This window comes from Bacillus cereus group sp. BcHK124, from assembly GCF_027712065.1.
Taxonomy (GTDB): Bacteria; Bacillota; Bacilli; order Bacillales; family Bacillaceae_G; genus Bacillus_A; species Bacillus_A pacificus.
Genome location: NZ_JAQFPJ010000008.1, coordinates 161,366 through 184,334 on the forward strand (window position 1 = coordinate 161,366; position 22,969 = coordinate 184,334).

A 22,969-nucleotide genomic window follows, 5' to 3' on the forward strand; every position below is an offset into this window, starting at 1 on the left:
GTACAGTAAAAAGAAGTCCGATAAAAAACGAGTGGTGAAGATTCAATGAATAAGGCACAAGCAACATTAGTAAATTACTAGCACCAACTAGAATTAGCTTCTTATTGGGGAGATGGTACCACTTCGTCTTCAGATGGGATGTGCATGCAAATTGGGGTTTCATCTTTACATGCAGACGCAAATCCACATTACGGAACAGGTAAAGGTGCTACCATTTATCCCACTTTAATGGGCAGTAAGACCCCCACCTCAAGATTCAGCGAAAGCAAAGAAGTTAGGTGGGGGTCGGGCTGCCCATAAAAGTCCGATTGGTTCAACTAATAATCAGTGGGGGATGAAGAAAACCCCCACTGATTAAAGTTTCACTTTATCGCTTTGTGAGTGATCAATTCTCTAGCTTTTATACAAAAGTGATTAATACGAATGCTAGGGATGCCGTTCATGTCATTGATGGTTTACTACATCACGAAACAGATTTACATATGGAAGTAGGAAAACATCAGGAGCCTTTACTTGCCCATATTCCACCTTTAGGTTGGGAGCATATAAATTTCTTAGGTCAATATAAATTTGATATTAACAGTTCCCCCATTCTATTCGATCATTACGCCCCTTTAGAACATAAATGAAGCCCTTGATTTTCTGCTTAGCGTAGACAAATCAAGGGTTTTTCTTTCAAAATCTTTTTTACGCGTTATACCCGAATAATTTTAAATCTTCCCCTGAGTCCGAAATGATCTCTTCGAACTGCAATCCTACTTTTTCTAAAAGCTTTCCTGAATGGATGTTATCTATAGTAGTAATTGCTACAATTCGTTTCAGACCTAGGTTCTGTACACCGTAGTCTATTACAGCAGAAGCTGACTCGTAGCCATATCCTTTTGAACGGAATTCTTCTAAAAAGGCAAAGCCAATATCAACATCTTCTAATGAATCTCTTTTAATAAGACCGCACATACCGAGTGGAGTGAGATCTTCTTTTCGCTCTACTAAGTAAAGACCAAATCCAAGTTTGTTATACATATCGATTGGTCCGTTTACAATATAATTTGTTGCGTCTTCTAAGGTTCTAACTCCTTTATTACCGATAAACTGAATCCATGCAGGATCGTTTACTAACTCTAGAATAAACGGAGCATCTTTTATATCGAGCCAACGAAGAATGAGTCGTTCCGTTTCAAGAACTATCAAGCTACTGCACCACCTTTAACATTTATAATCATTAGTATGGATTGTGTAATACAAAATCGCAACATATTTTAAAAGAGCCCGGATTGTTCACATAAAGTTCGTTTGTTTTGCATAAAGGGATATTTTATAATTAGAATTGATTGTAAAGAGTGAGATGCTTATACAATGACTCCTAGGTGACTAGGAGTTTTTACTATATAACTATCATTATTACTAAATATGACACACTACACATTCTACTCAAGGAGGTACATAATGAAGAAATTATATAATGCATCGTTTACGTATTTGATTATCGGTTTATTATCAGGGATTTTCGCTAGGGAGTATGGAAAGTATAAAGGGATTGTAGGATCTACTTTGTTAAACCTTTTACATACACATACACTTGTACTCGGCTTTTTCTTCTTTTTAATTACTTTAGGATTAGCAAAAGTATTCGCGTTTCATGAAGCGAAAAGTTTTAATAAGTGGTTTGTTGTACATAATATCGCATTAATTTTAATGTTAGGTTCGCTAGCAGCAAGAGGGCTTCTTCAGTTAAATGGAGCGGACTTTAAAGGGTTAACTTATATTGTTGGTTTTTCTCATTCGTTGATGGCAGTTACTTTAATTTGGTTTATGTTGTTAATAAAGAAGTCGTTTAAAATATAGTTTTATAGAAAAGAACTTGCAGTAATTGTTGCAAGTTCTTTTTTTATTCGAAAGTAAGAAATGAATTTCGTATATGTAAAACTTGAATTATTTAATTTTTCGGATTATTATGTATAAAACACTTAACATATTTTGTAATTCAAATTTATAGAGAGTAGGAGAGTGTACGATGGAAATAACAGTAGAGCGTTTAGTAAATGAATTAAAAAAGGTAATTCCTGAAGATCGAGTAGTAATCAATACGACAGTAAGAGAGTTGCATAGTAAAGATGAATCTTATCATGCTAGTAGTTTACCTGATGTAGTAGTTTTTCCGAAAACGACCGAAGAAGTTAGCGCGATAATGAAAGTAGCGAGTCAGCACGGAACAGCTGTCGTTCCGTTTGGAGTAGGGTCCAGTTTAGAGGGGCACGTAATTCCTTATGAAAAAGGGATTACAGTTGATTTTTCGTTAATGAACAAAATTCTTGAAATAAGAGAGAAAGATTTTCTAGTGAGAGTACAACCGGGAGTGACTCGCTCTCAGCTTAATAAAGAATTGAAAAAGTATGGATTGTTTTTTAGTGTGGATCCAGGAGCAGATGCAACGTTAGGGGGAATGGCTGCTACAAATGCAAGCGGAACGACAGCGGTTAAGTATGGAGTAATGCGTGATCAAGTTCGTGATTTAGAAGTCGTTCTTGCTGATGGGGAAGTAATACATACTGGGAATTTAGCGGCGAAGTCATCATCAGGTTACCATTTAAATGGTATTTTCGTAGGGTCAGAAGGTACGCTTGGATGCTTTACGGAGTTAACATTAAAAGTGTACGGTATACCAGAACATGTTATGGCCGCGAGAGCATCGTTTCCAACTATAAATGATGCAGTAGAAGCTGTTATTAACATATTACAAGCGGGTATTCCAATTGCGAGAATTGAACTCGTTGATGAACTATCTATAAAACAAGTCAATCATTATAGTGAAACAAGTTACAGAGAAGAGCCTACGCTGTTTTTAGAGTTTCACGGTAATGAAGCAGGGCTAAAGCAAGATATTGAGTTTACGAAAGAAATTGTTTTTGATCATAAATGTAAAGAAGTTGCGTTTGAGACGGAGACAGCAGCGAGAAATAAACTGTGGGATGCAAGACATAACTTAGCGTACTCTTATGTGCATAGTTATCCTGGTAAAAAATTAATGAGTACAGACGTATGTGTACCAATTTCAGAATTGGCTGGGGCAATTCAACATGCGAGAGAGACATTAGATAAGGTTGGTCTTGTTGGTGGTATTCTTGGTCATGTAGGAGATGGGAATTTCCATGTGCTCTTAATGATTGATCCTAACGATAAAGAAGAAGTGGAAAAGGCAGACGAAATAAATGAAAATATCGTTTTGTATGCTCTTAAACGAGGGGGAACGTGTACAGGGGAACATGGCGTTGGAATCGGAAAGCGGAAGTATCAAGAAGAAGAACATGGGGCGGCATTACTCGTAATGGAGAAGATAAAGAAAGCTCTTGACCCGCAAAATATTTTGAATCCGAATAAAGTTTTTCAGTTAAAGGATAGGGGTTGATCGGGTGAAAGTACTAGAAGCGATAAGTAATATAGCTGGAAAGTATTTTGCATTTTGGGTTATTTGTATTGCAGCTATTGCGTATTTTATTCCTGCTCCATTTCTAGGGTTAACTAGTTACATAACGATTTTACTTGGGGTTGTTATGTTTGGGATGGGATTAACGTTAAAGGCTGTTGATTTTAAAATCATTGCTACAAAACCATTGCCAGTTATTATCGGTGTATGTGCTCAGTTTATTATTATGCCACTTGTCGCATACGTACTAGCCTACGTTATGAATCTGCCAGCCGAATTAGCAGCTGGATTAGTGTTACTCGGTTCAGTACCGGGTGGCACTGCATCAAATGTTATGGTTTATTTAGCAAAAGGGAACTTAGCGTTGTCTATTGCAATGACATCATTATCAACGTTACTAGCACCAATTGCTACACCTCTTATTTTACTATTGCTTGCAGGACAATGGATGCCGGTTAATCCTATGTCTATGTTTCTTTCTATCGTACAAGTCATTATCATACCGATTATTTTAGGATTAGTAGTGAAGAAGTTTTTCCCGAAAACTGTTACGAAAGGAATGACCGTTATTCCTTTCATATCAGTTTTAGCAATTATCATTATTGTTTCAGCGGTAGTTTCAGCAAATGTAAGTAGTATTACTTCTTCAGGCCTTCTTATCTTTATTGCCGTTATGCTTCATAATGCTTTCGGTTTTTTACTAGGATATATAACAGCATTTATACTTAGACTAGACGAAGGGACAAGAAGAGCTATTTCAATAGAAGTAGGAATGCAAAATTCAGGCCTAGGTGTTGCGCTAGCAACAGCACATTTTGGACCAGCTGCCGCACTCCCAAGTGTATTAGCTGCAGTATGGCATAACATTGCAGGACCGATTTTAGCAACCATCTGGTCAAAAAATGCAAAGGATACTTTCAGTGATGAAACTTTATCGGTAAATATAGAAAAATAGGAATGATAAAGAATGCAAAAACGTATTGTACATTTTGAAGGGCTAGTTGTTTTCATAGCTGCGATTTATGCGTATTCAGTATATGAATTTAGTTGGATAATATTTTTTCTGTTCCTTTTAGCTCCGGATTTATCAATGTTAGCGTATGGTATAAATAATCATGTAGGTGCTAAGATTTATAATATATGTCACACATATATTATATCGATAGTAATAGCTATCATAGGAGTCTATTTTAAGGTAGATACGGTTATAATGATCGGTTTAATATGGACAGCACATATTGGAATGGATCGAATGTTTGGATATGGATTGAAATATGAGACAGATTTTAAGGATACTCATATTCAGAGGTTATAGTTGCTTTTGAGGAGAGGGATACATTGAAACAAAGAATTACTATCGAAGAATATAACATCAAATGGGAAAGTGAATTTAATAAGCTACAAACTCTCATTAACGATGTAATGGAAGACAGCATTTTATCCATTGAACATGTTGGGAGTACATCTATTAAAGGACTTGCAGCAAAACCAGTATTAGATATTGATATTGTAATAGAAGATTATGGGTTTTTTCCTAAAGTAGTAACTAAGCTTGAAGCGATAGGATACTATCATCAGGCAAAATGGAGCTACAAAGGGAGAGAGGCGTTCGGCAGAAAGGACGCTTTCGTTCCGTGGAGTGAAGAAAGTACAGTTTGGATGGAACATCATCTATATGTTTGTGATAAAAATAGTGAAGAGTTAAGAAAACATATAGCGTTTCGGGATTACCTTCGTGAACATGAAGATGTTGCTGGTGAATATGGACGTTTAAAGGAAGAGTTAGCAAGAGAGTCAAAAAGTAGAACTAGCTACAGTGAAGGTAAGACGAAATTTATTACAAATATATTAGAAGAAATAAACTAAGGCGGTATGGAATACATGCTGCCTATTCTTTTGAAATAGAACGCTGCCATTATAAAACAAATACAAACTGGCCCTGTTGAATGCCACAAGACTTAAATATAATGAGAAATAAAAGACCGGAAAAGAGGGGGAGTATGTACATACCAAAATATTTTGCAATACAAGATGAAGAGGTAAAGTACGAAATAATTGAACAAAATAGCTTTGCGACATTATTTTCTCAACATAACGGGGAACCATATGCAACACATTTGCCGTTGTTGTTAAATAGGGAAACACTCACGTTACATGGTCATTTCGCACGGCCGAATGAACAGTGGAAAGATATTGGGACTCAGCAAGTACTAGCTATATTTCAAGGACCACATAGTTACATCTCTCCGTCATGGTATGAAACAAACAATGCAGTACCAACATGGAATTACGTTGCAGTGCATGTATATGGTGAATTAGAAATTGTTGAAGATGAACAGGAATTAATAAATTCTCTTCAAGAGTTAGTACATAAGTATGAAGATCCAGAGAGCGCCTACTCACTTAATGATGTAGACCCGAATTATATGGGAGGATTAAGTAAGGGAATAGTTGGGTTCAAAATAAAGATAAATAAAATAGAAGGAAAAGCGAAGTTAAGTCAAAATCACTCTGTGGAAAGAAGAGCATTAGTTGTGGAGAAACTTGAGAAAGTTGGTAGTGAGGGGAGTAGGGAGATTGCGGAATTGATGAAAGAAACAAAATGAGTTTGGTAAAATAAAGGTGACTTACTAATTTTGTAGAAATATATTTTACTTGCAAGAAAAATGCCTCGGTAGCTCTAGAAGGGAAGAGCGCCGGAAAACATGTCGCACCGGGTCGCAAGGCGAAGGTTTCAGAAGCACCGAAAAGCAAACAAGCTGAGACAGGTGGAATTCCTGTCGGTGAAATTCCGTAGGGAAGCGTGTTCGAATCCCGTCGGAGGCATATGGAAACCTCTGTATGAAGAAATATTCGATTACATCTAAATAAGCGCATTAAAAAAAGACCCTCTTAAATGAAGGTCTTTCGTTCTTTAAAGTGTTTTTTCAGCTGTGGTTGAGTTGTAGTCTTTACTTACGTCAACAGATTGAACAAAATCAGGTCTTTGTGGTGCAGGGAGATCGGCGTGACTTGCTTGATATGTAAAAGAACTATTTATCCCAATAGAAATAATACCGATAACAGACAGTCCTAGAACGACAGAACTAATTTTTTTAATCATTTTAGAGCTCCTTTCTCAAACGTTTTTTCTTTTGCTTGTAACGCTTTATGAAAATACTCACTCGCTTTCACATGATTATTTTCATTATAAAATTTAGTTGCTAATTTCTCTGAATATTCTTGAGTGTAGTTATATAAAGATTCTTTGTCGAAATACGTAATTCCTTCAAGAATAATCTTTTCTAGATCTTCAGTTGTCTCATTATTGTTAAGGGAATTTAAAATTTTAAAATGAAGTATATATTCAATATTGTTTAGTTCCGTACAAACTCCCAATCCTTTTTTAATAAATTCTTCAGCAATGTTTATTTCACCAAGTTTATAATGCTCTCTGGCTTGTAAAAAGAGTGCTTTAAAGTGTGTAGGCACTTTGGTTGTTACCTCTGATAAATGTCGAATCGCTAGAGAAGACAGGTTTTGACTTGCATAGAGCCAACCTAGATTATTGCGAACGCTTAATACTAAATCCTTTTCGTTTAGTTTTTGTAAAATTGAAAGAGCAGAATTGAACTTTTCCTCTGCTTGTTCATATTGTTTTAGGAATACACATGAGGAACCTATTATATTGTCGCAAAGTGCTAACTTTATCTCAAATCCATTCTCAGTCATGAAGATGTTTCTGGCTTTTGTTGCTTGCTGAATTGCATCAATCGGTTTATAAAAATGTTGATTAAAGATAGCGAATCGGTAATTATACTCAGCTTCCTCTAGTTTATCTGAAACATTAACTAATAGCTTTTCAGCATTTTCGTAATGTTCACTTGCTAAATTATAATTTGTTGTTAAAGTAGCATGAATCGCTTTAAATAAATGATAGTAGTAAGAAAGTTGGTGATTAGGTGAAATCGCGTAAGAATCTATTTTGTTGAAACTGTCTTTTGTGATGCTTAAACCATCAGTTAAAACTTTGAAACGAAAATCTAGTAGAGAATAGTATAATGCTAAGTTTTCATCTTCTTCAAAGTTTAGTTCTTTTTCCTCAATTTCATGCTTTAAGTTTGTTGCCTGGGACACATCTTGTTTTAGCATAGCTAAATACCAATCATTAAATAATTTTGTAATTTGTTCATTACCTTGTAGTTGAACGTTCATGAAATCCCCTCGCTTTTTGAATATTCTTATAAAATATAGTATCAAAAATAACAATATTTAGAAATATGATTTTTATTTCTCAATATTTGTTTAACAAATATTTTAGTAAGCCAATTGGAATAGTGATATTTTTGTTTTGGAGTAAAGAAAGGAAATTGGTGAAGAGGCATTTTAAAGTTCTAGTTGAGAGGTGAGGATATAAAAAAGGTGTGTTCACACAATTTGTATGAATACACCTTTTTACATATTAAACAATCAAGTCCCACAAAAAGTACGATAAGGACGATTCGTAGGCGCAGGTGGAACGCAGTATTCTTCTTGCTCTGTAGCATACGCATAAGGATTTGCTAGAGCTTCAAGAAGTTTTTCCATTACGCTATAGTCGCCATTTGTGACAGCTGCTTCTAATGCTTCTTCTACACGGTGGTTCCTAGGGATGATTGATGGGTTATTATTTTTCATCATTTCGTAGGCATTTTCTTTCGATTCATCTTGTTTTTCTAATCGAGATTGCCACAGTTTGTACCATTCTTTAAATTCAGGGCTATCGAATAGAGGGGTATTTTCTAACGTATTAAGAGTTAATGAACGGAATGTATTAGTGTAATCCGCTTTATATTTCTCCATCATTTTTAAAAGTTGCTCAATAAGTGAATGATCTTGTTCTTCGTTGCTAAATAGTCCTAATTTCTTTTTCATTCCAAGGAACCACAGGTTTTCATACTGTACGCTAAATTTTGAAATTTCGTCTTGAGCAATTTTTAATGCTTCTTCTTCATCTTCGTGCAGAATTGGTATTAAAGATTCTGCTAATCGCGCGAGGTCCCATGCGGCCATATATGGTTGGTTTCCATATGCGTAGCGGCCTTGTGTATCAATAGAGCTAAATACAGTTCCTTGGTCGTAATGGTCCATAAATGCACAAGGGCCGTAATCAATCGTTTCACCGCTAATCGTTATATTGTCAGTATTCATTACGCCGTGAATAAATCCAACAAGTTGCCATTTAGAGATGAGGCTGGCTTGTTTTTTGATGACTTCTTGTAGCAATGCAGTATATCGGTTTTCATGATCTTCAATTTCTGGGTAATGTCTTTTTATTGTATAGTCAGCTAGCGATTGAAGATCTTCGATTGAGCCGCGAGCTGCAGCATATTGAAATGTGCCGACGCGTATATGGCTGCTTGCAACTCTAGTTAAAATAGCTCCAGGTAACTTTGTTTCACGATAGGTTGGCTCACCTGTTGTGACAACTGCTAAGCTGCGGGTAGTTGGAATATCAAGTGCATACATTGCTTCGCTAATAATATATTCACGTAGCATCGGACCGAGTGCAGCACGACCATCACCACGGCGTGAATAAGGAGTAGGGCCAGAACCTTTCAGCTGAATGTCAAAACGTTTACCTGAAGGAGTAATTTGTTCACCAATTAAAAGAGCACGACCGTCGCCTAACATATTAAAATGTCCAAATTGATGACCAGCATACGCTTGAGCTAATGGGTGAGCTCCTTCTGGTAGTGCATTACCGGCGAAAATCGCAATTTCGGTTTCTTTCTTCAGTTCTTCCGGATTAAAGCCAAGAGATATCGCAAGTGAATGGTTTAGCTTAACTAACTCCGGTGAACTTACGGGAGTAGGGGGGATTTCTGTATAAAATGAATGTGGTAAAGTAGCATAACTATTGTCTAAATTCCAACCTGCTTCATTATTTTTAGTCATTTTATCTCCTCCTTGTTTATTTTTTTATTATGTATTTGTACGTATGTATTCTTTGTAAAATTAGCTAAAAGTATAATATGATATTTCCCCTTGCAATCTATTGTAAGGACTTCACTGCACTATGTCTATTTAACAGCAAATATAAAAACTCCATTTTAAAAAATGGAGTTTTTATTATTACTTAATTTTTACGATTATTTTTCCTTTTGCTCTGCCAGCCTCTGAATATTCCATTGCTTTTTGAGCATCTTCAAATGAAAAAACTCGATCGATTACTGGTTTGATTTTTCCGGCTTCAATATAGTTTGCAATAGTACGTAGTTGATCTCCGCTTGGCTTCATAAATAAAAATGAATATTGAGCATTATGCTTCTTTTCAAGTGCAGTAAGTTTTTTGCTTGCTAATGAAAATAAGAGTGTTTTGAAAAATCCTGAACCGAATTCTTTACCGAATCGAGCATTCGGCGTACCTGAAACGGAAACAATGTTGCCACCGCTTTTTATAATGTTGAATGATTTTTCAAGTGTTGTACCGCCAATTGTATCAAATACTGCATCATAATTTGTTAGTATTTCTTCAAATTTTTCTGTTTTGTAATTAATAATTTCATCTGCACCAAGAGACTTGACTAAATTCGTACCAGCTTCACTAGCAGTCGTTGTAACAGTAGCGCCCATTATTTTTGCTAACTGAATTGCGAAAGTACCAACACCACCAGATCCAGCGTGAATTAAAATCTTTTGACCTTTTTGTAAGTGCATAATGTCATGTAATGCTTGATAGGATGTTAAGCCAACGAGTGGAATTGACGCAGCTTCCTCAAAACTTAAATTTTTCGGTTTTAAGGCTATATCATCTTCATGAATGGCTATATATTCCGCGAAAGTACCAATCTTATTTTTTCTTGGACGAGCATATATTTCATCACCGACTTTAAAACGAGTTACTTTTGATCCAACCTTCGTAATGACACCGGAAAAGTCATTCCCAAGGATTAGCGGCATTTCATATTTCAGTAACATTTTTACTTTTCCATCGCGTATTTTAAAATCAATTGGGTTAATGCTAGCTGCATGAATTTCTGCGAGCACTTCATACTCATTTATTTCAGGAGTAGGTACCTCTGTCATATGCATTGGAACTTTTCCGTATTTATCAATTATCATCGCTTTCATTTCTTATACCTCCAAATTTCAATAAAATGAAACTGTGGGGGGCTTCATCCCCCACTGATTATCAGCCCTCACCAATCGGACCTTTATGGGCAGTTGATCCCCTATCTAAATTATTTGCTTTCGCTGAATTTTGAGGTGGGGGTCTTACTGCCCGTTAAAGTGGGATAAAAGTTGTGCAATAGCTTTTCAATGTCTAATACAAGATTTTTTAATAAACTTAATTTTGTACGTATATCAATATAATAAAAGTTTTTTGTACCTTCTTTACGCATTAAAATAATACCGGCTTCTCGTAAAATCCTTAGGTGATGTGATACCGCTGGCCGAGAAAGGTGTGTTTGTTTCGTAATTTCTCCTACACGTAATCCGGTTTGACATTCCGTTTCCATGAGAACTAACAAAATAGCTTGACGTGTTTCATCGCCAATTGCCAATAATACTTTTTGAGAATCAATAAAATCTTTTTTTATAACATTTAATTGTTCTTGTTTATTCATTTCAATCACTTTACCTCCAAAAATTAGTCGAAAGGTTTAAAATGATGGACCATTATTTCGATACCGTAATGCTACATGATTGTTGTATGAACTGCAATATTGGGAAAGAAAATCGAGACGAATGAATTTTTTATGTTGAAAATGATAAAGGGGGTAGAAAAGAATTACATATTGGAATGGATAAAGTTTTAAAATAGAAAATGATTTAATAATACGTTGTTTCTAGATGAGGATAGTTAAGCCATTGAACAAAAAATTAAGCGGTCGTAACCCTGTATAATTTTTAGGGTTACGACCGCTTATCATGTTTTTATTATTTTAAAGTGAGTTGTTTCGTTTTACTCTTTCATACATACATAATACAAGCGGATTATAGATATATGAAAGAGTAAAAGTAATTTGGGTCGTAATCTATCTATATGATACTTTAAAATGAAATATAAGTCTATATTTTTGTTGTTTTTTGATTATATTTATGTCACTGAGCTCAGAACAATGATGTGGAGGATAAATATATGAAATCGAATGATGTACCAGTTTTAATTGTTGGAGGGGGATTATCAGGATTAGCATCTGCGTTATTCCTTGCAAAACATAACATTAAGTACTTACTTATTGAAAGGCATCCGTCTACTGCAATTCATCCAAAAGCGGGTGGAATTACTTTTCGTACGATGGAGTTATTTCGAGAATTAGGTTTAGAACAAAGAATTAGATCAGCGGGTAAAGCGTTAGAAAATTGCCGAGGAAGAATAGCGGTTCATACAATAGCTGAGGCGAATCAGGAAGAATTGGCACAAATGAGGGAGACTCAGTATGGAAATGATGAAAAACTACTTCAAAAAATAGAAGAGATTAGCCCATCAAAACAAACTGCGTGTTATCAAATAATTTTAGAAGAGATGATGTTACAAGAAGCGAAAACGCTAGGCGGGCAACTATCTTTTTATCATGAATTAGTTTCATTTGAACAAAATGAAAACGGGGTAAAAACAACGATTAGAAATCGTGAAACAGAAAAAGAAAGTGTCATACATTGTGACTATGTAATTGCAGCGGATGGAGCGAAAAGTAAAATACGTGAGCAGCTAGGGATAAGTACGGAGGGACGAGGTACAATCGGTGGCTATTATATGAATATTTATTTTGAAGCGGATTTAAGCGACTTTATACAAGGAGATGCATTTGGTTTTTCTATGGTACTTCATCCGGAAGTTCTCGGTGCACTCATTCCAGTCGATAACGCAAGAAGGTGGATTTATCATGTATCCTACGATCCATTAAAAGGAGAGCGACCAGAAGATTTCACTATAGAACGTTGTAAACAAATTATTCAAACCGCAATTGGAAGCACAAGTGTTAAATCGGAAATAGTAAGTGTTTTACCGTGGAAAGCGGCTGAAAGTACTGCTACAAAATTTCAAGATAATCGAATCTTTTTAGTTGGAGACTCAGCGCATATTATGCCGCCAACAGGAGGATTTGGTTCGAATACAGGAATACAAGATGCGCACAATTTAGCTTGGAAATTAGCGGCTGTTATAAAAGGCAAGGCAAAACCAAAATTGTTAGAAACATATCATGAAGAGAGATATCCTGTTGCAAAATTAACGACAGATTATGCGAGTAGTTTACTGTTTCGTGCTGCGAATAGAGAGGAAGGCAGTTTGAATAATATGGATGGTTTAGCTGTTACAGTTGGATATCAGTATTGTTCAGAGGCGATTATAGATGACTCAGTCACTCCACATAGAATGGATAGCGTAGAGTTGAACGGGAGACCTGGAACGCGAGCGCCACACTTTTGGGGGATGTATAAAGGGAAAGAAGCTTCTATATTAGACTTATTTGGTAACAATTTTGTATTACTTACTGGAGTAGACAATAGCTCTTGGGCTGAAGCTGTATTTGATGTTTCATCTAAATTAGGAATAAATATTAAACTGTATCGAGTAGGGGGAAGTGGAGACTTTATTGCTCAAGAAAATGTTTTTCGTGAATTATATGGGATAGAGAATGGAGGAGCTGTATTAATTAGACCAGATGGATTTATAGGATGGCGTTTGGAAAAAGCAGTGGTAAATCTAGATGTAATACTGGAGGAGGTAATGAGTAATTTATTATGTGATTTTTAAGTAACTATGGAAGCATTGTCTTATATGAGACACTACTATACATGTGTTCAGAAGTTATGATAATATACAGCTTGTTATATTTCTACATAAAGGGCTGAGTATGATGAGAAGAAAAGGCTATTTTATAATTAATGAAACTAAGGAAATGTACAATAATGAAATGATAATTTCAGATAATATTCTTTCTAATCTCTCTACACTAGAAGAATTGAAAGAGATGGTTTTTAATGGTGAAATAGAAGAGGTATTTATCTCGCATTATTTCGATAATCAAAAAAGTAATTTAGAACGCAAATCATTAGAAGATGTAAGGAAAGATTGGGATATAGAATATCATAATAATATTAGTTTAAGTGATGAACCGGTATCTTTAGAAGATTTCCCTAATGAATATTTTTTCTTCGTTGAAATGTGGGGAAATGAAAATGGAAATGTGATTTTAGTATTGTTTATGCACCATTAAAATTCTTAATGAATAAGGAATGAGATATTAGGTCAAAGAATAACCAATAGGAGATGTCTAATCCATCTTGATAAAAGATTCACTTTACTGAAAAAATAATATTCACAAATATTAATAGGTTTGGTATGATTAATTTCGACAAGTTAATCGAGGCCGGAGATATGTGAGATAAGCCATAAATTTATTTAGGGATACAGAAGTGTCCTCTAAATAATTTATGGCTTTTTTTATTGAATGAACTGTAAAGAATAGGCAGTTATATGTGAATAGGAGGGATATGGAAAATAAATAGTATAGTAATAACATAGGGGAATTGTATGTGTAAGATTGGAATTTTCATATAAGCTTATAAAAATAATGAAAGTGTATCTTCTATTTCGTGTAAATCTCATTAACTTGTTGAAATTTGCAACGTAGGAAGGGTTAGAAGAATGAGAAAAATTATTAGCGTGTTAGTTATTTTCTTTATGACGGGGAGTATCTTTGCTGGGGGAGCTGTTCATGCGAAAGCAGAAGGGAAGCATGAATGGAATACGAATAAGTTTTTAAATATTGCACATCGCGGAGCAAGTGGACATGCACCTGAGCATACTTTTGCTTCTTATGATCTTGTGAAAAAAATGAAAGCGGATTATTTGGAATTAGATATTCAGTTAACTAAGGACGGCCAGTTGATTGCAATGCATGATACAGCAGTTGATCGCACTACAAATGGAACAGGTGAAGTACGAGATAAAACATTAAGTGAAATAAAAAGCTTAGATGCAGGATCTTGGTTCAATAAAGCTTATCCAGAAAAGGCTAAGCAAGAGTACGTTGGTCAAAAGGTTCCGACTCTTGAAGAAATTTTCCAAAAGTACGGAAGAAGCATGAAGTATTACATTGAAACAAAATCACCAGATGTGTATCCAGGAATGGAAGAGAAATTATTAGCTTTATTAAAAAAATATAATTTAGTAGGTCAAAACATGTCTTCTAGCCGTGTTATGATTCAGTCATTTAGTAAAGATAGTTTAACAAAGATTCATAGTATGAATAAAAATATTCCGTTAGTTCAACTGCTTTGGTATTATCCAAATGAAAACAATGAGATTGTTGAATGGTCTGGCATTACACATGAACCGAAACGTGTAACAAATGAAGATTTTCAAGAAATTAAAAAGTATGCAGTTGGTATTGGACCGAACTTACGCAATGATAACGGAGAACTAATTATTGATGAGTCATATATGAAAATGGCTAGAAATAATGGTCTGTTAATTCACCCTTATACAATTAATGAGAAACCAGATATGAGATTGTTAATGAAATGGGGTGCTACAGGAATGTTTACAAATTATCCTGATCGATTACATAGTGTGTTAAAAGAAAAATAAATAGGAGAAAAGGTATACCGAGGTTTTGGTATACCTTTTTCTATTATGCTAGATTATAGTAGTAGGATACATATTCTTCTAAACCTTCAACCTCATTTTCAGGTGGCTCAATGCCGCCTTTTCTCATTTTCCATCCAATTATATCTATTAATTGTAAACTCACCATCGAAACTTGTATCAAATGTATATGGGATACAAGTAATAGTTTTAGGTAAATGTTTTTTTAATACTCTGTATTGCCGACCAGCGCCTAAGCTTTTGCAAACAAATAGTAGGCGATTAATCTTTGTAAAATCAAAAATCTTTTTCGCTTCTATTACATTAGCGATAGAATGGAGGGAGTTTTTCTCGAACATGATAGCATCTTTTGGTACGCCATGTTCAATTAATTTAGTTACAATTACTTCTGCATCTGACAAATCCCCGTAATTCCAGCTCGGATGTTTCATGCCACGTATTTTCTTTTCATGCATTGTGAGTCATCTCCATAAATTTTTGTAATGCAGCTGAGCGAAATATGTCTTTTCTAGTAATGAAAGTAGTAGGAACCTTTTTGAAGCTATTTGGTAAAGGGTTGAATGATACGTCATGTTCATGTCCTTTTAAAATTGATTTCATCATAATCGCTACGCCCATACTTGATTTTACACATGCAAGTATAGCTTCGATTGTCCCGAATTCTAAAACTCGTTTAGGTGAGATGTCTTCTTCTTGAAGCCAGTCTTCTAATAAACCCCTATAATAGCAACCGTGACTAAAAGCGAGTAAATTCATATCTTCTATGTCTGTAAGAGAGGATAAAGGTTTTTTACTAATGAGAACCAATTCTTCTTCATGAAATACAGTTGTATGGAGTTCAGTATGCTGAGTAGAGCCAGCTATAAACGCTCCGTCTAGTTTTCGCTCTAATACAAGCTTAATTAGTTGTTCAGTCGTATTTGTTTCCAAAATCAATTCGACTTCTGGGTACCTCTCATAGTAGGCCGTTAATATAGAGGGAAGCCTTACCGCAGTTGTAGATTCTGTACATCCGATTGTCAAAGTGCCTTTAGGATCAGTTCCATTACTTTGAACCGCTTTTATAGATTGATCCATTAAGTGGATAATTTGTTTGGCGTACGTTAATAAAATCTCACCGTTAGAAGTTAAAGTTACACCTTTTCCGTTACGGTAAAATAAAGGCACGCCTAATTCATTTTCTAGTTGTTTTATACGCATTGTTACGCCTGATTGCACGTAGTTCAAATTTTTCGCTGCGTGAGAAATATTATTTTCCTTCGCGACCTCGTAAAATACAGTTAAATCTTTTATGTCCACGTATCATCCCTCCGAAAAGGTATCAATTTTTTTGATGGATTATATGATGAATCTTTATTTTATATGATATCAGAACTTTCATACAATGGAAGGGGGGAGGGATTATTATGTTGATTGAAGAAAGGGTGAATCGTACTTATAAATGGGTTATGTTAATTGTTGCGACGATTGCTCAAACAACGGCGACACTTATAACGTATGGTGTCGGAGTTTTCGCTTTATTTTGGAAAGAAGAATATGCGCTTACGAATATGGAGAGTGGATTGTTAGTAAGTGTTGTAAATGTTGGGCCGTTATTTTGTATGCTTTTTGTCGGTCGGCTACTTGATCAATATAATGAAAAAATATTAATTTCTATCAGTTCATTTTTATTAGGAGGTTCGTTTTTAGTAACTAATATAGTAAGTGGATTGAATGGTCTGTTATTTGTACTTTTATTAGTAGGAATGTTTTATAGTGTTTCCCAGCCAGGAGGAAGTAAAGTGATTTTGAAATGGTTTTCAAAAGAAAATCGTGGATTAGCGATGGGAATAAGGCAAGCTGGTATACCGATTGGTGGCGCATTAGCGGGAGTGCTAATCCTATTTCTTACGATACAATATAATGTGACTTACGCGATCGATAGTATCGCATGCATTTGTATAATTGGAGGATTATTATTTTTTATGTTTTATAAAGAACCATATGTTCAAGTGGATGCAAGGAAAGGACGTATTAAAATTTCTTTTTGGACGCAGCTAAAAGTAGTGATATGTAAAAAAGATTTGTATCCAATATATATAACGGGTATTTGTATGATTTCATTGCAAATGGTGTTAGTTGGACACTTTATGAAATTTTTAGTAAAGGAACAATCTATCACATCTATTGTAGCCGGAACAGTATTTTCAGTGATGTTCTTTTCTGGAATGATTGGCCGTGTTATATTAGCATCTATTAGTGATTTGTTTTATAATGGAAATCGGCGCACGCCATTATTTATAGCTGTCTGTGCTTCTATCGGCTTAATTCTATTGTTAGTAATGAGCATACATACAGTAACGAGTGGAGTATTGTATGGTGTAAGTGCATTGCTAGGTTTCTTTTCAATTGGATGGTTTAGTCTTTTTATAGCCGAAGTTGCTGAGTTGGCGAGGGAAGATTCTGTTGGGATAACAGTTAGTTTGGCACTTACATTCAATCAAATTGCTATTATTGTTGCACCTATTTTATTTGGTTATATTGTAGATAAGAAAGGGTATACGTATGCGTGGTTGTGTATAGTAGTATTACTATGTATCTCAGCAGTCAGTTTATATAGAAAAAACAAAAAATAAAAGAAAGTTAGCAATGTAAATTTTTTATGAAGAAAGTCTAAAGAAATGCCGAATGAGCGACATTTCTTTTTATATGTTGTATAATTAAAATATAAATGAGATTCATTTTCAGTTACGTTCATTTTCTCTTTCGAAATTGCCTGTTACTTTAGCCATAATGAGTTGTTTTTCTGTATCATTATGTGCATGATTTATTTTGTATAAAAATTTGTTAGCGTCATTTCCTTTTAATATAATAATCTATTTTATGTAATATTCAATTAAAACTATGTTATTTTTTGTTACCCTGTAATGAAACATCCTATCATTTAAGCGATTGCGTTTGTCAGTATTTTTCATCGTAACAACTCCGTTTCTTATCATGTGTAACAAATGTTACATAAGATGTTGAAATTATAGTAGGGTGCATCCGATTGTAAGGTGGAAATTTTGCAAGAAAGAAATACAATAGAGAGTAGCTAAAAACTGAATATGAGAAAAAGGAATCTAGTTCATTTAGGTGAATAATAGGTAGTATTATAAAATATTTGAAAATAAAAAGATATAGAACAGAATGGATGTACGTTAAGTGAAACTATATAAAAGAGGGTTCCTATTATGCTAAAGAAATGGTTAATCGTTTTCTTTGTTTTTGCTATTTTTTGTGGGAGTGTCGTTGCACTAATACATGCAAATAAAGGTAAGAAATATGATATAAAGGCATTTTCTAATTTAAATAGTAAGCAAAAGGACGATATGCAAGAAGTTGATGCAACTGAGAAAAAACGCTATGAAGCTGTAGCTGGAAAACTAGATCAATATTTAAAAGATAAAGGATTTAATGGGAGCGTTCTTGTAGCTAGTAAAGATCATGTGATTTTACGAAAAGGTTATGGATATGCGAATGTGAAAGATAAAGTAGTAACAACGCCAAGAACGAAATATCGTATTGGTTCTATTACGAAAACGGTCGTTGCAATATCTATTATGCAGCTAAAAGAAAAAGGGAAATTAAACATTGAAGACAATGTAAATAAGTATATTCCATCGTTTCCAGCAGATAAAAACATTACGTTACGAAATCTATTAACACACACATCTGGCTTGCCAGATCAAGGACAAGGTAGGGTGGATGCAGGGTCACGTTTAAAGTTAGTAACGTGGATTGGAGCGCAAAAATTGCAATTTCCTGCAGGGACAGGCTGGAAATATACAGACTATAATTATATGGTGCTTGCATATATTATAGAAAAAATTACGAATAAACCGCTCGCTGAATACGTCAAAGAAAATATTTTTACTTCTGCTGGCATGCATGAATCTGGAATGGGGGCGACTCTCCCAGAAGATATTTTTTTAGCAGAAGGTTATACGAGAAAAGATAATGAATTAATAGCTGCACCCCGCTTAAAAATGAACTGGTTGTATGGGTGTGGTGAAATGTATACAACTGTTGAAGATATGAAAAGATTAGATGAGGCAATAATGGATGGAAAGCTGTTATCTAAACAAAGTGTATTAGATATGTTTACGGCATCACCTGCAAGAAGATATGGATTTAGTTTCTATACGTATCCAGATTATTATCATAACCACGGCGTATTAGCGGGGTGGAATACTTTTAATAATTTTAACTGGGATAAAAAAACGTTTGTCATATTATTCTCTAACGTTCAAAATGGTATGAATGATGCATTTAATCAAGAGTTTAGGAAAATGGCGAATGATTTAATAGAAGGAAAATAATAATTTGAAAATCGGTATTGATATGTAATTATCAATACCGATTTTTTTGTTTGGGGATGTTAAGTTTGCTGAAGAAGTAATGATGAAAGGGGAATATTAGAATAATTTTGTATAGGAAGTTAAATGATATGGATGTTAAATATAGGAAAGTTGCTGTGTGAAGTTCATCTATACGTAATGAATTTATGCGGAAAAATAATTGGTAAATTTTACATAGGTAAAAAAGCTTGAGCTTCACACTATGTGAAGCTTTACATTATTGAAGTAACGAACAGGAGGTTAGAAAAATGAAAAAAGCAATAAAGTTTTGTTTAATAGCTACACTATCTACAGCGATTGTTAGTGGATGCTCTTTTGAGGGGAACAATGAAAATGCTAAGGGGAAAGAAGGAGAAAAAGTAGAGATACAGAAAACCGTCGGAAAATATACGATGCCAGATGAAAAAGATAAACATGAAGGTACATGGCTGCAATGGCCTCATGAATACACATATGGTGAAGAGTATAAGCAGGAAGTTGAACCGATTTGGGTTAAGATGGCAAGTGCTTTAACTGAGGGGGAAAAAGTCCACATTGTTGCATACGACGAGGAGGAGAAAGAGCGAATCAATAAACTTTTAATAGATAGAGGACTGAATATGGATAAAATTGATTTCTTTATCGCTCCTACTGATGATGTATGGGCACGAGATAGTGGACCAATCTTTGTTTATGACAATAATAAAAATTTGAAAATATTAGACCCGGCATTTAATGGGTGGGGAAAGAAAACGCCGTACAAAAATGATGCTCGTATACGTGAAAATGTGAGTAAACAAGCAGGAATTGAAAGAATTGATTGGGGGAAATTTGTCCTTGAAGGCGGTGCAATTGAATTAGACAGCAATGGGACGGCTTTATTAACTCGAAGTGCGGTAACAAATAAAAATAGAAATCCGGATTTATCAGAAAAGGAAATTGAAAAATATATAAGTGACCTGGGTGTGACAAACTTTATTTGGTTAGACGGAGTGCCCAATTTAGATATTACGGACTTTCATATTGATGGGTTTGCTAAATTCCATAATAAATCTACCATTGTAACGATGAAAGAAGATGACCTAGCCGAATGGGGTTTATCTAATAAAGATATGGATACATTGTTAGATGCAAAAAATGCTTTAGGGAAAAAATATAAGTATGAATACTTACCGCTTAGTAAAGAAAAGGTTGTATTAGAAAATGGAAAAACTCTCGATTATAAGGGATCATATATCAATTATTATATTGGAAATACAGTAGTATTGGTGCCTAATTATAATGATCCAAATGATAAAATCGCAAATGATACGATTCAGAAATTATATCCAAATCGTAAAGTAGTCGGTATTGATGTGAGAGAGCTTTATAAAAATGGCGGTATGATTCATTGTGTGACACAACAGCAACCGATTGCATTGAAGTAATAGATTGGAATTTCTTTGTGCTGCTATATAGACAAAATAGGTGGAATATTATCTTTGCCTATTTTGTCATGTTTTATTTTTTGCAAAAAGGGAGTAACGGTATTGAAAGAGATAACCTTAACTAGCTTCATAATGATAGGGATTATGATTCTATTATTAAATTTCATACTTTCATATGAATTCTTAATATTGTATTTTAAAATCCTGTCAATAGTCGATCTTTCGCTTAACTAAGGTTTTGTATATATAATATTTCACCGTACTATATCCACCCAAGAAATGTTGAGGAAGAGCGGGCTACTTAATTACTATAAAAAAGCGAGGGAAAGAAAATGGAACACAAACAAAAGGGAATTATTTTTACTGCGATACCAAATGAATCAAATGAATATTATGAACCGTTTTATGAAGAACTTATTTATTTTAATGAAAATTTAAATGAAAAAAAGGGAGCAACAGATCAATTTATTTCTTTATCTGTTGAAGAACAAGACTTTCATACAAGTTTTTTTGAGTATGATGATATTTGGCTAAGAGATGTAGCACCAGTTGTAACGAATCATCTTGTTAAATTTAAATATCGACCAAATTATTTGCCAGGTGATCAAGGACGATATTTAGATCAACAGTTTAATAAATGGTTGAAAAAGAACGACTTTGAATATGTGAAGTCCCCGTTAATATTAGATGGTGGTAATCTGATTTGGAATAAAAAAGATACCGTTATAGTAACAGAACGCATATTTGATGATAATGATGATTGGACAGAAGAGGAAATTATTGAGCAATTAGAGTGGGATTTAGATGTAAGCCGGGTTATTATTATTCCTGTTGAAGAGGGAGATGTACTTGCGCACGCAGACGGAATGGTTAAATTTATTGATGAACATACGATGTTTATTAGTGATTTTTTAGGGGATCATGAATTTAGATATCATGTTCAAGAGATTATTCAAGAGCAAATGCCAGAAGCTGAATTTATAGTTGTTCCTTCCTCATATACAGAGAAAGGGCAATATGATCAAGAAATAGCGTCGGCAAAAGGGTTATATATAAATATGTTGGAAACATGTGATGCTCTTTACGTCCCTAAGTTTGGGCTTGCCAAAGATAGAGAAGTTTTACGATATATTCAACAACATACAGAGAAACAAGTTATTCAAATTCATGTAGGAGAAATATCGACCATGGGAGGCGCAATGAATTGTTTAACGTGGTATTGTCCGAGACATTTGTTACCTTCAAAGATGAAAAAATTGAACAATCAGAATGAAAGTTCTTCAATTAGAAAGTTTTTAGATTGGTTTTAATAATAAAGTTTACAAAAGAAAATGTATTCAAGGGGTATGTATATGTATACAATTACTGAATTTTCTCGTATTTGTAAAATGAGTACACGGATGCTAAGGCATTATGATAAAGAGGAAATATTGAAACCGGCATATGTAAATCCGGTAAATGGATATAGATTTTATGAGCAAGGGCAGCTAGAGATAGCACTGAAAATTAAAAAGCTGAGGGAGTACAAGTTTCCTTTGTCGAAAATTAAAGTAATACTGCAGTCATCAGATCAAGAGTCATTTATTCACCATATGCAGGCGCAAATTATCGAGTTGTCTCATGAGGTGAAACAAAATTTACAAGTTATTTCTGAAATGAATGAAATGGTAAATATGAATACGGCTTTAAATATTGCTCGTCATAGAAGTTACGATATATTAATTGGGATGAGAAATGAAATAACAGTAATTGCTCAAAGATTGCAAATAGATATAGATCATATGGATGATTATTTTTATGACTTATATGAAGAAGTACAAAAAAATAATTTGCAAATAGTAGGCTCTCCTTCTACCGTTTTTTATGATGAAGAGTTTATGCCGGGTCACAGTGATATTGAATTCCGAATTCCGATTATGGATGGTGACGATAAAAATGAATTGCAAGGATGCGAAATAAAAAAGATACATCAACATCAAATTGTTACTACTTTGCATTATGGTAGTTATGACTATATAGGTTATGCTTATATGGCATTAGAAGAGTGGGTGGAAAAGAACGGTTATACAATAGATGGTCATCCATATGAAGTTTATATAAAGGGGTCTGAATGTGATTGTTTAGTAGAAGAGTATGTGACACAAATTTGTTTTTTAGTTACGAAAATAGCATGAGGATA

The 22,969-nt window shown here is 34.4% G+C and carries 21 protein-coding genes and 3 pseudogenes; 15 read left to right on the plus strand and 9 right to left on the minus strand.

The features are described from left to right. Nucleotides 1-36: 36 nt before the first annotated feature. Nucleotides 37-488: pseudogene (locus tag PDK19_RS27435) on the plus strand (Tn3 family transposase); the annotation flags it as partial. Between the two features lie 199 nt (nt 489-687). Here PDK19_RS27435 and PDK19_RS15015 read toward each other — a convergent pair. Next, a complete protein-coding gene (locus PDK19_RS15015; RefSeq protein ID WP_074614916.1) occupies nt 688-1,191 on the minus strand; it encodes a GNAT family N-acetyltransferase in 504 nt (167 codons plus the stop codon). A gap of 255 nt (nt 1,192-1,446) precedes the next feature. On the opposite strand from PDK19_RS15015, the gene PDK19_RS15020 reads away from it, so the two are divergent. The 6 genes from PDK19_RS15020 (at nt 1,447) to PDK19_RS15045 (ending at nt 6,030) form a co-directional block, all read left to right on the plus strand. Then, complete coding sequence (locus PDK19_RS15020; protein ID WP_016718177.1) at nt 1,447-1,845, plus strand: DUF2871 family protein; 399 nt, start codon at nt 1,447-1,449, stop codon at nt 1,843-1,845. Nucleotides 1,846-2,014: 169 nt separating this feature from the next. Then, a complete protein-coding gene (locus PDK19_RS15025; RefSeq protein WP_074614915.1) occupies nt 2,015-3,406 on the plus strand; it encodes an FAD-binding oxidoreductase in 1,392 nt (463 codons plus the stop codon). A 4-nt stretch (nt 3,407-3,410) separates the two neighbouring features. Next, entirely contained in the window at nt 3,411-4,379 is a 969-nt protein-coding gene (locus PDK19_RS15030; RefSeq protein WP_000865822.1) for a bile acid:sodium symporter family protein, read from the plus strand. Between the two features lie 12 nt (nt 4,380-4,391). After that, nucleotides 4,392-4,739 (plus strand): DUF4260 domain-containing protein, encoded by a 348-nt coding sequence (locus PDK19_RS15035; protein ID WP_001172037.1) that lies wholly within the window; start codon nt 4,392-4,394, stop codon nt 4,737-4,739. A 23-nt stretch (nt 4,740-4,762) separates the two neighbouring features. Further along, nucleotides 4,763-5,290 (plus strand): GrpB family protein, encoded by a 528-nt coding sequence (locus PDK19_RS15040; protein WP_074614914.1) that lies wholly within the window; start codon nt 4,763-4,765, stop codon nt 5,288-5,290. A gap of 134 nt (nt 5,291-5,424) precedes the next feature. Then, entirely contained in the window at nt 5,425-6,030 is a 606-nt protein-coding gene (locus PDK19_RS15045; RefSeq protein ID WP_074614913.1) for an FMN-binding negative transcriptional regulator, read from the plus strand. 308 nt (nt 6,031-6,338) lie between these two features. On the opposite strand, the gene PDK19_RS15050 is transcribed toward PDK19_RS15045, so the two are convergent. The 5 genes from PDK19_RS15050 to PDK19_RS15070 all read right to left on the minus strand — a co-directional run bounded on the left by PDK19_RS15050 (nt 6,339) and on the right by PDK19_RS15070 (nt 11,022). Next, on the minus strand, nt 6,339-6,527 hold the full coding sequence (locus tag PDK19_RS15050; protein WP_000592021.1) for a Phr family secreted Rap phosphatase inhibitor: 189 nt from the start codon (nt 6,525-6,527) through the stop codon (nt 6,339-6,341). Beyond that, entirely contained in the window at nt 6,524-7,618 is a 1,095-nt protein-coding gene (locus PDK19_RS15055) for a Rap family tetratricopeptide repeat protein (RefSeq protein ID WP_001102716.1), read from the minus strand. Before PDK19_RS15055 ends, PDK19_RS15050 begins: the two co-directional genes overlap by 4 nt. A gap of 255 nt (nt 7,619-7,873) precedes the next feature. Next, nucleotides 7,874-9,340, minus strand: coding sequence for a protein adenylyltransferase SelO (locus tag PDK19_RS15060; protein WP_074614912.1), 1,467 nt, complete (start codon nt 9,338-9,340; stop codon nt 7,874-7,876). A gap of 177 nt (nt 9,341-9,517) precedes the next feature. Further along, entirely contained in the window at nt 9,518-10,516 is a 999-nt protein-coding gene (locus PDK19_RS15065) for an NADP-dependent oxidoreductase (protein ID WP_000646396.1), read from the minus strand. A 110-nt stretch (nt 10,517-10,626) separates the two neighbouring features. Continuing rightward, complete coding sequence (locus PDK19_RS15070) at nt 10,627-11,022, minus strand: ArsR/SmtB family transcription factor (protein WP_000571883.1); 396 nt, start codon at nt 11,020-11,022, stop codon at nt 10,627-10,629. Between the two features lie 506 nt (nt 11,023-11,528). Between PDK19_RS15070 and PDK19_RS15075 the strand changes: the two genes are divergently transcribed. From PDK19_RS15075 to PDK19_RS15085, 3 genes are all read left to right on the plus strand, one after another. Further along, entirely contained in the window at nt 11,529-13,148 is a 1,620-nt protein-coding gene (locus PDK19_RS15075; protein ID WP_270707458.1) for an FAD-dependent oxidoreductase, read from the plus strand. A 100-nt stretch (nt 13,149-13,248) separates the two neighbouring features. After that, the gene (locus PDK19_RS15080) at nt 13,249-13,611 is read left to right on the plus strand and encodes a hypothetical protein (RefSeq protein WP_254847000.1); all 363 of its coding nucleotides are present in this window, start codon (nt 13,249-13,251) and stop codon (nt 13,609-13,611) included. Between the two features lie 431 nt (nt 13,612-14,042). Next, nucleotides 14,043-14,987 (plus strand): glycerophosphodiester phosphodiesterase, encoded by a 945-nt coding sequence (locus PDK19_RS15085; protein WP_001226336.1) that lies wholly within the window; start codon nt 14,043-14,045, stop codon nt 14,985-14,987. Nucleotides 14,988-15,030: 43 nt separating this feature from the next. Here the strand turns inward: PDK19_RS15085 and PDK19_RS15090 are convergent. Together PDK19_RS15090 and PDK19_RS15095 are read right to left on the minus strand one after the other, a co-directional pair. Next, nucleotides 15,031-15,445: pseudogene (locus PDK19_RS15090) on the minus strand (ElyC/SanA/YdcF family protein); the annotation flags it as partial. 7 nt (nt 15,446-15,452) lie between these two features. After that, complete coding sequence (locus tag PDK19_RS15095; RefSeq protein WP_074614909.1) at nt 15,453-16,304, minus strand: LysR family transcriptional regulator; 852 nt, start codon at nt 16,302-16,304, stop codon at nt 15,453-15,455. 107 nt (nt 16,305-16,411) lie between these two features. Between PDK19_RS15095 and PDK19_RS15100 the strand changes: the two genes are divergently transcribed. Beyond that, the gene (locus PDK19_RS15100) at nt 16,412-17,620 is read left to right on the plus strand and encodes an MFS transporter (protein WP_270707465.1); all 1,209 of its coding nucleotides are present in this window, start codon (nt 16,412-16,414) and stop codon (nt 17,618-17,620) included. A gap of 108 nt (nt 17,621-17,728) precedes the next feature. Here the strand turns inward: PDK19_RS15100 and PDK19_RS15105 are convergent. Further along, a pseudogene (locus tag PDK19_RS15105) lies at nt 17,729-17,959 on the minus strand (hypothetical protein). A 258-nt stretch (nt 17,960-18,217) separates the two neighbouring features. Here PDK19_RS15105 and PDK19_RS15110 point away from each other — a divergent pair. The 4 genes from PDK19_RS15110 (at nt 18,218) to PDK19_RS15125 (ending at nt 22,964) form a co-directional block, all read left to right on the plus strand. Continuing rightward, nucleotides 18,218-19,345, plus strand: a complete 1,128-nt coding sequence (locus tag PDK19_RS15110) for a serine hydrolase domain-containing protein (protein WP_000915217.1) — start codon at nt 18,218-18,220, stop codon at nt 19,343-19,345. A 287-nt stretch (nt 19,346-19,632) separates the two neighbouring features. Continuing rightward, nucleotides 19,633-20,790, plus strand: a complete 1,158-nt coding sequence (locus PDK19_RS15115) for an agmatine deiminase family protein (RefSeq protein WP_000709176.1) — start codon at nt 19,633-19,635, stop codon at nt 20,788-20,790. 332 nt (nt 20,791-21,122) lie between these two features. Further along, the gene (locus tag PDK19_RS15120; RefSeq protein WP_242296481.1) at nt 21,123-22,100 is read left to right on the plus strand and encodes an agmatine deiminase family protein; all 978 of its coding nucleotides are present in this window, start codon (nt 21,123-21,125) and stop codon (nt 22,098-22,100) included. 42 nt (nt 22,101-22,142) lie between these two features. Continuing rightward, the gene (locus PDK19_RS15125; RefSeq protein WP_000288089.1) at nt 22,143-22,964 is read left to right on the plus strand and encodes a MerR family transcriptional regulator; all 822 of its coding nucleotides are present in this window, start codon (nt 22,143-22,145) and stop codon (nt 22,962-22,964) included. The last annotated feature ends 5 nt before the right edge of the window (nt 22,965-22,969 follow it).